Source organism: Kushneria sp. Sum13, from assembly GCF_052692355.1.
This window is the reverse complement of record NZ_CP199847.1, coordinates 3,649,815-3,661,079: the sequence shown is the minus strand read 5'-3', so window position 1 is coordinate 3,661,079 and position 11,265 is coordinate 3,649,815. Positions and strand designations below refer to the sequence as shown.

Below are 11,265 nucleotides of genomic sequence, written 5' to 3'. Positions count from 1 at the left end.
CCTATCAAGCAAGGAGCTTAGCGGGTGAATAAAACAATTCTTATCCTTGGATGCGGTGATGTCGGTACCGCACTGGGGCAGCGCAAGCTCGCGCAGGGATACCGCGTGGTCGGTGTACGTCGTCATGCAGCAGGGCTCCAGTCGTATGGCATTGATCCATTGTCGATGGATATCAACGATGAATCCGCGCTCGAAGCGCTGCCTGATGCCGACATTGTAGTCTATGCGCTCAGCGCTGACCGCTTCGAAGAGAGTGCCTATCAGGCCGCCTACGTGGATGGACTTGATCGAGTCCTCAATGACTTCGAGCAGCGGGCTCAGCCCCCGAAGCATGTCATCTTTGTTTCCTCGACCTCGGTCTACGGTCAGCAGGACGGCGAGACGGTCGACGAAGACAGCGAACTCGATCCCAAAAGCTTTTCCGGACGTCTTCTGGTTGAAGCCGAGCAGCGTCTGGCTGCCAGCGCCCTGCCGGGCACGTCCGTGCGCTTTTCAGGCATCTATGGGCCGGGGCGCGAGCGACTGATCGCTCAGGTGCAGGAAGGCCGCATTGCCCCCAAAAGCCCGCCGATGTACTCCAACCGCATTCACCGCGATGACTGTGCCGGCGTGCTGGACTTTCTTGTCGAGCGTGCCATGAACAATGAACCGCTCGAGTCGGTCTATCTGGGCAGCGATACCGAGTCCACACCGCTGCATGATGTGATGATGTGGCTGGCCGCCCGGCTCAATGTCGAACCCAGCAGCACCATCCAGTCACCGCTGCGTCGGCGCGCCAGCAAGCGCTGCGACAGCCGTCGGCTGGTCGAGGCCGGTTATCAGTTCCAGTATCCGACCTTCCGTGAAGGCTACGCCCAGGTGCTCAGAGCAGCAGGCATCAAGGTCAGCGAGCAGGCCTGACGCTTTTGTAACGTATGTTTCTGACCGTTGGATCACATGAAAGGGGGCGATGGCTGATGCCATCGCCCCCTTTCACGATGGCCCCGAACGGTTCGGTCGGGGCGCTGCAGTCGGGCCTTAGTCGCCCAGCACCATGACGCCTTCGGCTTCAAACTGGCTGCCCCTGGGCAGTTCCTTCACGCCTACCGCGGCACGCGCCGGATAGGGCGGCTGGAAATACTGTTCCATGACGGCGTTGACCAGCGCAAAGTGCGACAGATCCGTCAGATAGAGGTTGAGCTTGACGACGTCGGCCAGCGTGCCGGCGGCTTCTTCACACACGGCCTTCATGTTCTTGAAGACCTGATGCGCCTGCTGCTCGATATCGTCGCTGACGATCTCCATGCTGACCGGGTCGAGCGGAATCTGACCGGACAGGTATACGGTATTGCCCGCCTTGATGGCCTGCGAATACGGGCCGATGGCCTTTGGCGCCTGGTCGGTATGGATGGCGGCACGATTGCTCATGAACACTCCCTGCGTTGTTGTTGAAAGTACTCTGTCAAAATTGTTGAAAGCGCGCTTTAAAAACGATGATGCGTGGAATTGTCAGCTGCCGGTACGCGAGACGCGACCCACATAGGTCAGATTGCGCATGCGCTTGATGATCCGCGCCAGATGGACGCGATTGCGCACCGACAGGGTCAGGTGAACGATCGATAGACGCTCATCGCGTTCTTCAATATTGATCCGCTCGATATTGGCTTCGGCGTCATTGATCAGGCTGGCAAGCTCGGCCACCAGACCTCGGCGCGTTTCAATCTCAAGGCGCAGGCCCACCGGGAAGTCATCCTCCACGGTCTCCGACCACTGCAGCGGGAAGCACTTCTCCGGGTCCTCGCGGCAGTCTTCCAGATTACCGCACTCGCTGCGGTGCACCACAATGCCGCGACCGGCACTGAGATTGCCCACGATGGTATCGCCCGGCAGCGGATAACAGCAGCGGGCAAAGCTGAGCACCATGTTGCGGGCGCCACTGATGGCCATGGCGCCCTGCTGGTCGTCGCCATGAGCCTGAATCTCTTCGGGCTCACTGTCGGCCAGACGCCGCGCCACGCTGTAGGCCACGCGGCTGCCCAGCCCAATCTCTTCGAGCAGGTCATCCAGCGCGTTCAGCGACAGTGCCGCCAGCAGCGCATCGATATGGTTCTGCGCCAGCGTCTCCAGCGTCAGGCCAAACGAGCTGAGCGCCTGATTGAGCAGGCGTCGGCCCAGTGCCACCGAGTCGTTGCGCTGCTGATGCTTGAGGGCGTGACGTACCGCCGAGCGGGCCTTGGCGGTGATCGTGAACGACAGCCACGCCAGATTGGGCTGAGCGCCTGGCGCGGTGATGATCTCGACGGTCTGGCCGCTTTCAAGGCGCGATGACAGCGGGGCCAGATGACGGTCGATGCGACAGGCGATACAGCTGTTGCCGATGTCGGTGTGCACCGCGTAGGCAAAATCGATCGCCGTGGCCCCGCGCGGCAGCTCCATGATGTCGCCCTTGGGGGTGAACACGTAGGCATCATCGGGGAACAGGTCGTTTTTGACGTGTTCGATGAACTCGAGCGAATTACCGGCGTGGCGCTGCATCTCCAGAAGGCCGCGCACCCATTCACGGGCACGGGCATGGCTGCCCATGGCAATCGGGCGATCGGTCTGGCCGGCCTTGTAGAGCCAGTGAGCGGCAATACCGTTGTTGGCCATCGCTTCCATCTCGCGGGTGCGAATCTGCACCTCGATGGGGATGCCGTTGGGGCCAAAGAGCGTGGTATGCAGGCTCTGATAGCCGTTGGCCTTGGGGATGGCGATGTAGTCCTTGAAGCGCCCCGGCACCGGCTTGTAGAGGTTGTGCACCGCGCCCAGGATGCGATAGCAGGTATCGACCCGGTCGGTGACGATGCGAAAACCGAACACGTCCATCAGCTCGTTGAAGGGCTTTCGCTGATCGCGCATCTTGCGATAGATCGACAGCAGATGCTTCTGGCGCCCCATCACCGCACCGGGCAGCTCGTCGCCCTCCAGCGTGGTCTGCAGGGTGCTCTGAACGTGGCGCACCATCGAGCGGCGATTGCCGCGTGCCTTGACCACCGCACGCTGAATTCGCTCGGCGCGCATCGGGTGAATGGCCTGAAAGGAGAGATCTTCCAGCTCCACCCGAATGGTGTTGATGCCCAGTCGCCCGGCAATGCGCGAATAGATCTCGAGCGTTTCGCGGGCAATGCGACGCTTCTTGTCCGGGCGCAGGGCACCCAGCGTTCGCATGTTGTGCAGCCGGTCGGCCAGTTTGACAATGATGACGCGAATGTCGCGCGACATCGCCAGCACCATCTTCTGGAAGTTCTCCGCCTGGGCGACGGCCTTGTCCTCGAAGGTGATCTGGGTCAGCTTCGAAACCCCATCGACCAGCTCTGCGACTTCCTCGCCGAACTGGCGCGACAGCGCCTCCTTGGTGATGCCGGTATCCTCGATCACGTCATGGAGCATCGCCGCCATCAGGCTCTGATAGTCCATGTGCATGTTGGCCAGAATATTGGCCACGGCCAGCGGATGGGTCACATAAGGCTCGCCGGAGCGGCGATGCTGGCCGTCGTGGGCCTGTTCGGCGTAATAGAAGGCGCGTCTGACCTGCGCGATCTCATCGACGGTCAGGTAGCCGTCCAGGCGGTCGGAGAGATCATCGATCGTGAACATGGCAGGTCAGTATGGGCAGTAGGCTTATTCGCTTTCAGGTTCGTAGCGGGGACGCTGGGGCACCATGGCTTCCAGCGGCTCGTTAAGGACGGTGCGATCGACCTTTTGCGCCGCGATTTCGCGCAGGGCCATGACGGTGCACTTGTCATTTTCCCAGGGGAGTTCGGCGTTGCGCGAGCCGCGGGCCAGCTGACGGGCGCGGTGGGTCGCGACCATGACCAGCTGAAAGCGGTTATCCATGTATTGGAGACAATCTTCAACCGTTACTCGTGCCATGATGCTGGCTCCTGAATGCGTGTGATCTGAGTGAAGGCGCCCGGCGTGTCACATGCCAGACGTTAATCGTGTTCGGAAGGGGGAACCGAGTCTACCGGAGCCCTTCCACTTCTGACAAGAGTTCGCCGATCAGCCCCCGGTTTGCCGCCTGTACCCGCGCCATTCGAAGACGTTCGGCACTGATCAGTCCCTTGAGTTCGTCCACGGCGGTGGCGAAATCATCATTGATGATCAGGTAGTCGTATTCGTTGAAATGTGACATCTCGCTGACGGCGTCACGCATGCGCCGATCGATGGTGGCGGCGTCATCCTGGCCGCGGTTGGACAGGCGCTCGCGCAATGCTTCGCGTGAAGGGGGCAGAATGAAGATCGAGACCGCCTGTGGCATCTGAGCGCGGACCTGGCGGGCGCCCTGCCAGTCGATTTCAAGAATGACATCCTCGCCGTGCGACAGGCGCTTTTCCACCTCAAGGCGTGACGTGCCGTAGTGACGATCAAAGACCCAGGCGTGTTCAAAGAACTCATTGCGCTGAATCATCGCCTCGAAGGCGGGCTCGTCCACGAAGTGATAGTTGATGCCATCGGTTTCACCGGCACGTTTCTGGCGGGTCGTGTGGGAGACCGAAACGCCGATGTGATCGGTCGCGGCAATAAGTTCGCGCACCAGGCTGGTCTTGCCGGCGCCCGATGGGGCGGAAACGATGTAGAGCGTGCCCTGAGACATGAAAGCGGTCCGAATGAATGGCTGCAAGGCGCCCCATTATGGCACAGCCCTGCAGACTTCGGTGACCCTATATGTTGTGGCGGCGCCATCGCGCTCAGGCCGCTATGGCGATCTCGTCATGCAGGGGCACATCGGCACGCCTGGATATCGCCTGACGGTAGGCCTCGACCCGCTCGGGGTATTGCACCCCTGCCACCAGCGACAGCTGACGCAGCACCGGGAAAAGCTCGATGTCATCCAGCGACAGCACGCCGTTGACCGCTTCCGGCGACTGGATCAGGGCGTCCAGCTCGTTGAGCCAGCGCTGGGTGTCCACCAGAAGCTCGGGCGTCTGATCCAGCAGGGTTTCGAAATCGCCAAACATGGCCTGTTTGTTGTGTGTGAAATGCTCGGCGGCCTCGGGCGTTGCAAATTCCCCCAGCGGCGCTTTGGGCACCCGAGGAATGAAAAGTTTTGCCACGGTCTCGGAGGCGGCGCTGACCCAGCGAGCAATCTCCGGATTGCGTGGACCGTCCATGACCTTGACGCCTTCGGCTTCGCTGTCGATGCACGTCACGATGGCCAGACTCTCGTCCAGGGTGTAGCCATCCTCGAACTCAAGAATCGGCACCTTCTTCTCCCCGACCAGTTGCGTGGGGGTCTCGGCGTCATCGTTGAGTAACGTCTTCAGGGTCACTGGCACCTCGCGCAGGCCAAAAATCATGCGTGCCTTGACGCAAAACGGGCAGTGATCATAGATATAAAGGTGCATGCCAACTCCCTGGCGTTTTGATGTCATACTTTCAGTCTGGGTCAGGCATGCGTAGACCGCCACCTTCGACGTGCCGGCGCGTGAAAAACATTAAAAACGCACGCTGGCACCCAGCCTGATTTCCAGTGGATCACCGATCACAATGCGGGTGTCGCCGCCGCTTGAGGGGTAGTAGGTAGTATCAAACAGATTGTTGACACGCAGGGTCAGATCGGTGTTGTCCAGGCCGCGCGGGGTCCAGCGAGCGAACACATCGGCGACCGTGTAGTCGTCCAGGGTGAAGCTGTTGTCGCTGTCGCCAGCACGTTGGCCCACGTAGCGCACGCCCCCACCAACACGCCAGCGGCCGTATTCGGGCGCCAGGGCCAGCTCCTGGGCCAGCAGCAGCGAGGCGGTGTGATGGGCCACGTTGGGCAGATCGTTGCCTTTGGTCTCACCGCTGCCATCCTTTCGAACCTCGGCATCGGTCCAGGCGTAGCTGGCCTGCAGCGAGAGCCGGTCGGTCAGTTCCCCGGTCATCGACAGCTCAATGCCCCGGGCACGGCTTTCGCCGATTGCGCGTGAAACGCCGTTGTCCGACACCACCACGTTTTCCTTGTCGATGTGATAGAAAGCCAGCGAGGCGGCCAGGCGATCGTCCATTAACTGACGGCGAATGCCCGTTTCCCAGCCGCGGCCCGTTTCGGGATCAAAGCGCTGGCCGGTATCGCTGTCAGGATCGTTGGGAACAAAGGATTCGCTGACGCTGGCATAGAGCGAGGTATCCGCGTCCAGGTGATAGAGCAGGCTGGCATGGGGCAGGAAGATATTGTCGCTGGTGTCGGTGCTTTTCACGAAGGGGCGACCCTGCCCCCCGTACTGCGCATAATGCTGCATCCGCCCGCCAAGCCCCAGTAACCACCGCTCGCCCAGATGAATGTTGTCATCGAGATAGGCCGAGGTGGTGTTGATCTCGTCCAGTCGATTGCTGGTGCTGTCCTGGTAATCGGCCCCTTCCAGGGTCAGATCGCCATAGGAGGGTGAGTAGATCGACATCTCGTCGGTAGCGCCACGATAGCGATCGGCCAGAGTGTCACGGCGGCGCTCGTGATCGGCGCCCAGGGTCAGCTCATGGCGCAGGCCAGCAAGGTGGATATCCCCCAGCAGCTCGGCGGACGTGTAGATCACCCGGCGATCGAAACCCTGGTTGGCATCGGCGCGCCGCCGGGCGTTGCCGTTGTCGTCAACGCTGAGCACCCGCGGCTGACCATCATCGTACTGGCGCCGGTTCCAGCCCCAGTTCAGTCGGCTGGTCCAGTGACGATCAAGGTCCTGCTCCCAGCGCGCGGTCAGCGACTGATCATGGCCGCTGACGCGGGACCAGTTTTCATCCAGGCGACGTGTGCGCGGTATGCCGGCAATCTGGCCATCGACCAGAGCAGTGCCGCGATCCAGCGTCTGGTCGTAGTCGCGGTACTCGTAAGACAGCCATAGCCGGGTCGTGTCATCGCTCCAGGCGATCGATGGCGCCACCACTGTCTGACGGTTAACACCAAAATCGCGCCAGTAGTGCTCATCCTGATGGCCCACGATAAAGCGAAAGGCGGCGCCCGTGTCGCCCAGTGGCCCGGTGACATCCAGATGGGTGCGTCCGCCGCCAAAGGAGGAACCCTCGACCTCCAGCAGTCGCTGCGCCTCATAAAGCGGCTTTTTGCTGACCAGATTGATCACCCCGCCGGGCTCTTGAACCCCGTAGCGAAACGATCCCGGCCCCTTTAATACCTCGATGCGTTCGGTGGTGAAGGTGGCAAAGGTATTGCGGGGCTGACGAATGCCATCACGCAGGATCGAGCCATCACTGTTGCTGCCAAAGCCGCGCTTGATAAAGCCGGCCTCGGTGCCGCCCATGGTGTTGCCCTGGGTCACGCCGGGCACATGGGCCATGGCCTCGGTCAGTGAGTGGGCGCCAATATCTTCGAGCTGCTGCCGGGAGATCTGATCCACGGTACGTACGTTGGACAGAAAGTCCGTCTCACGCCCTGTCGCCATGTTGGAAGCCTCGGGCAGATAGCCGCCCGGGGTGGCCAGGCGCCCGGCCGTAATGACCATGGGATCAAGCGTGGCGTCGTCTGCCTGGGCCATGGCGGGGGCGGTCAGCAGAGTCGTGCCGGCCAGAACGGCAGGGCCTGCCAGCCGATAATAAAAGGACATGAAATTCCCTTGTTGATATACGCCCTTCATGGGGGCTGTTCTGTTTTTAAGGTGAGGTGCCATTTTCAAGGTGAAGTGCGATCAGGGATTTGGCGGGGTGGCCTCATCGCCCCGCCAGGTGGCCTGAAAGGTGCCGTGGCTTTTGATCGGCATGAACGTCTGATACAGCGAGGCCATGGTCTGATCCGGGTCCAGGGCGCTGCACTGCTGTGGATGCAGCCAGCGGGCGATGGCCTCCAGCGCCACGATGCCAAAGGGCCCCTGATGGTGACCGTGCCAGAGGGCGTGAAAACGCCCTTCTCGTACGGCGCCCAGATCGGCCCAGCCGGGTCGTCGTGCCACGACATTGGCCATGTCATGGCGGGTCTCTTCGGGCGTGACACCAAAGCCTGCGCGAATGGACTCGCCGCCGGGCCACTGTGCTGCGGTGGCAATGATGACATCGGGCTCATTGGCCAGAATATATTCAGGATTGATCAGGTTCTCGCGACCCGGGCTCAGGCCCGCGGCCAAATTGTCACCGCCGGCCCGGTCAACCAGATCAGCAATGCCCGAGTCGAAGTTGCTGCGACAGCAGCCGGTCTTGAGCCCGGGAGCAATGTCGATCAGAACGCGCGGTTTGACGTCATGCGTGCCGACGCAGTGGTCCACGGCCTGCTCATGCTGCGTGATCGTCTGCTCAAGGGCGTCAGCGCGCTCGCGGGCGTTCAAAACGCGGCCCAGCAGATCCAGCGAGGCAGGGGTATTGGTCAGCGGGTGCTGTTTGAAATCGATGACCAGCACTGGAATGTCCAGCGCCGACAGTTGCGACATCAGTGACGACTGCGCCATGTCCGGATAGCGGGCCAGATCGACCAGCACCAGATCAGGATGGAGCGTAATCAGGGCCTCGCCGCTGATCTGGCCATTACCCTGCCCGCCCGGGCCGGGCAGATTTTTGAGCGCCGGGAAAGCCGTTTCGAAGTCTGCCTGCGCCTGGCGATCAAATCCGGTCAGCGTGCCGCGCCAGCCGCTCAGGCGTTCCACGGGCTTTTCAAGCAAAGCTGCGAGGGCGAAAAAATGGCGTGGATCATCCAGGAAAATGCGCTCGGGCGCGTGGTCAATCGTGACCTGACGTTCAGCAATGTCAGTCAGTGTGACGGGGAAATCAGTGGCCAGGGCGGGTGCGGCCTGCGCACCGGGAACGACCAGAAGCACGGCCAGGAGCCATCGCCGGGCGAAGGAAAGGAGGGTCATGATCGTCTGCATTAATTTTAATGATATTGATTATCATTTTTATTAATGACGGCGTCAATCAGGTCAGGCTGACGAAAGCGCCGTGCTGCAAGACAGCACAGCGCTTTTGGTTCAGACGGGTGCCGGCGCGCGCGCCGTCCACCAACTACGCCTGAGCCGGACGGTCCAGCTCGGGATAATGGCGAAAAAGCCCTTTTTCGGAGAACGGCAGGCGACGTTCGGAGGCGAGATACTCGCTGATCAGCGGCATGTCCAGCACGTGATCGTGCAGGGTAATGACCTTCGGAATCTCGCTTTCCAGCGCCGCCATGGCGTTCGGGAAGGCGTAGCGTAGCCCCTGCACCATGTGAAAGAGCGACAGGTCGACATAAGAGAGGCGTTTGCCGACCAGATACATCGAGCTGTCAGGATTTTTGTCGATGATGCGCTCGAAATAGTGGAAGAACTTCGGCAGGCGGTTGTCGATGAAATTGCGCGCCCGTCGAAGGGCCACGTTCTGCTGGTCCTCGAAATAAAGCTCCGGGCCGAGCGGATGATGAACATCGTGGGCCTCGGCGACAAAGTCGGTGATGGTCAGCTGCAGGCTGTGGGCCCAGTACTGATAGACCTTGTCGTCGTTGATCAGCTTGAGCCGTGGCGCCAGGTACAACAGGATATTGGCCACATGCGAGATCACCTCCTTGCCCGCCTTTAAAAAGGGCGGCGCCAGGGGCGGATAGTCGGTCATGCTGCCATCCATCCAGTGAGTGACGGCCTCGACCCCGTAGCCGGGCTCGGTGCTGTTGCCCACATCGATATAGTCGGCCCCGGCGGCTTCCAGTGCCAGACGAATGAATTCGCCCCGGCCGGGAATCTCCGGCCAGTAATAGAGCTCGTAACGCATGATGTTCTCTCCGTACCGACGTCGTGGTGTGTCTTATATTGGCAGTTCAGGGCCGCCGGGATGAAGACCCCCCTGCTACCGGGCATCAAACGGCATAGTGGCCGGTATCGATGCCCCTTTTATCAGACCGTCTGCCAGCGCGGCGGCGTGTTCTGTGACAGGGTCTCCACAATGATATTCAGCGCCTGTGCCAGTGCCGCCCGATCCGGCGCCGCGCTCAGACAGATCCGGATCGCCTGCGGTGCGGCGGTGCTGCCGACACAAAAGGCCTCTGCCGGCGCCACGCGCACCCCTTTTTGCTCCAGCGTCTCGACCAGCCGCGCGGCGCGATGCTCTCCGGGCAGCACCAGCCAGGCGTAGAAGCCGCCGCAGCGCATATGCATGTCAAGATCCTTCAGCGACTCGCGCACCATGGCCTGGCGGGCCTCAAGCTCCTCGAACTGCCACGACAGCAGCCGGTCGGCTTCACCACTGGCCAGCCAGCGCCCGGCAATGTCGCTCATCAGCGCCGGCGGCGCCCAGCACTGATTGCGCAGGCTGGTGCGCAGCCGCTCCATCAGCGCCACAGGCGCACGCAGGACGCCCGAGCGAAGGCCGCCGCCCAGAATCTTGGCCACCGAGAACACAAATATCGTGCGCTCCGGGGCCAGCTGATACAGCGGCGTACCGCGGGCCTTTTGAGGCAGGTGCATGACGCCATCCTCGATCAGCCAGAAATCGCGCTCGCGCGCCAGCGCCACCAGCGCCTCGCGGCGCTTCTCGGAAAGCTGCACCGTGGTGGGGTTGTGGTGTTCAGGCATGAGATAGAGCGCCCTGAAAGGCGTGCGCTCATGGCGAGCGGCCAGCGCCGCCACATCGATGCCCTCGTCATCAAAGGGCACGGCCACCATTTTCAGCGACTGCTGACGCGCCGTGCTGATCACGCCCGGATAGCTCAGTGCCTCGGCGGCCAGACGGTCATTGGGCGAGAGCAGCGCCGACAGCGCCAGCGCAATGCCGTTCGTGCCGCCCTGAGTCACCAGAAGCTCATCCGGGTCGACAGCCAGCCCCTGATGGCTCAGCCAGTCGGCGTAGCGCTGGCGATGCGTTGCCATGGTGTCATCAAGCGGATAGTGGATGGCCTGCTCAAGTGCGGCGGGGTCTGCGCTGATCTCACTCAGGAGGCGCCCCAGGGTGGCCTGACGTTCCGGATGCAGCGGCGGCAGCGACATGCCCAGATCCACCAGCCCATCATGCGGGGCGCCGATGACCCGAGAAAATCCTTCGGCGGTCTGTTCAGCCTTGACGTAGGTACCGCTGCCCACCTGGGCGCTCACCCGTCCGCTCTGCTCTACCAGCGCATAGGCGCGGGTGACGGTGCCGACCGTCACCTTGAGTGCGTCTGCCAGTCGGCGCTGCGGGGGCAGCTTTTCTCCTGGCGGCAGTTCGCCGTTATCGATGGCACGCTCGATGGCGTGGGCCAGGGCGCGATAGCGCGGTCCATCCTCTGAAAGTTCGGGTATCCATATTGTCATGGTGACAATAAATCCATTGACGGTGACATTGGAAAACGTATGCTCGAATTGTCACCCATAAGCGGGTAACGCTTCC

10 protein-coding genes are annotated in these 11,265 nt (G+C 61.6%); 1 reads left to right on the top strand and 9 read right to left on the bottom strand.

What is annotated here, in order from left to right; all coding sequences use genetic code 11:
- The first annotated feature begins 24 nt into the window (after positions 1 to 24).
- Positions 25 to 900, top strand: a complete 876-nt coding sequence (locus ACUN8C_RS16870) for an SDR family oxidoreductase (protein WP_445620313.1) — start codon at positions 25 to 27, stop codon at positions 898 to 900.
- Positions 901 to 1,017: 117 nt separating this feature from the next.
- Here the strand turns inward: ACUN8C_RS16870 and ACUN8C_RS16865 are convergent, their stop codons facing one another.
- The 9 genes from ACUN8C_RS16865 to ACUN8C_RS16825 form a co-directional block, all read right to left on the bottom strand.
- A complete protein-coding gene (locus tag ACUN8C_RS16865) occupies positions 1,018 to 1,407 on the bottom strand; it encodes a RidA family protein (RefSeq protein WP_445620312.1) in 390 nt (129 codons plus the stop codon).
- 81 nt (positions 1,408 to 1,488) lie between these two features.
- The gene (locus ACUN8C_RS16860; protein WP_445620311.1) at positions 1,489 to 3,615 is read right to left on the bottom strand and encodes a RelA/SpoT family protein; all 2,127 of its coding nucleotides are present in this window, start codon (positions 3,613 to 3,615) and stop codon (positions 1,489 to 1,491) included.
- Positions 3,616 to 3,639: 24 nt separating this feature from the next.
- Positions 3,640 to 3,891, bottom strand: a complete 252-nt coding sequence (rpoZ, locus tag ACUN8C_RS16855; RefSeq protein WP_445620310.1) for a DNA-directed RNA polymerase subunit omega — start codon at positions 3,889 to 3,891, stop codon at positions 3,640 to 3,642.
- A 91-nt stretch (positions 3,892 to 3,982) separates the two neighbouring features.
- The gene (gene gmk / locus ACUN8C_RS16850; protein WP_445620309.1) at positions 3,983 to 4,615 is read right to left on the bottom strand and encodes a guanylate kinase; all 633 of its coding nucleotides are present in this window, start codon (positions 4,613 to 4,615) and stop codon (positions 3,983 to 3,985) included.
- Positions 4,616 to 4,709: 94 nt separating this feature from the next.
- Positions 4,710 to 5,366, bottom strand: coding sequence for a glutaredoxin 2 (gene grxB / locus ACUN8C_RS16845; protein ID WP_445620308.1), 657 nt, complete (start codon positions 5,364 to 5,366; stop codon positions 4,710 to 4,712).
- Between the two features lie 90 nt (positions 5,367 to 5,456).
- A complete protein-coding gene (locus tag ACUN8C_RS16840) occupies positions 5,457 to 7,556 on the bottom strand; it encodes a TonB-dependent siderophore receptor (protein ID WP_445620307.1) in 2,100 nt (699 codons plus the stop codon).
- 81 nt (positions 7,557 to 7,637) lie between these two features.
- Positions 7,638 to 8,792 carry an ABC transporter substrate-binding protein gene (locus ACUN8C_RS16835; RefSeq protein ID WP_445620306.1) on the bottom strand — a complete coding sequence of 385 codons (1,155 nt, stop codon included), beginning with the start codon at positions 8,790 to 8,792 and terminating at the stop codon, positions 7,638 to 7,640.
- 145 nt (positions 8,793 to 8,937) lie between these two features.
- Entirely contained in the window at positions 8,938 to 9,675 is a 738-nt protein-coding gene (locus ACUN8C_RS16830) for a glutathione S-transferase (protein ID WP_445620305.1), read from the bottom strand.
- A gap of 122 nt (positions 9,676 to 9,797) precedes the next feature.
- On the bottom strand, positions 9,798 to 11,189 hold the full coding sequence (locus tag ACUN8C_RS16825; protein WP_445620304.1) for an aminotransferase-like domain-containing protein: 1,392 nt from the start codon (positions 11,187 to 11,189) through the stop codon (positions 9,798 to 9,800).
- Between the last annotated feature and the right edge of the window lie 76 nt (positions 11,190 to 11,265).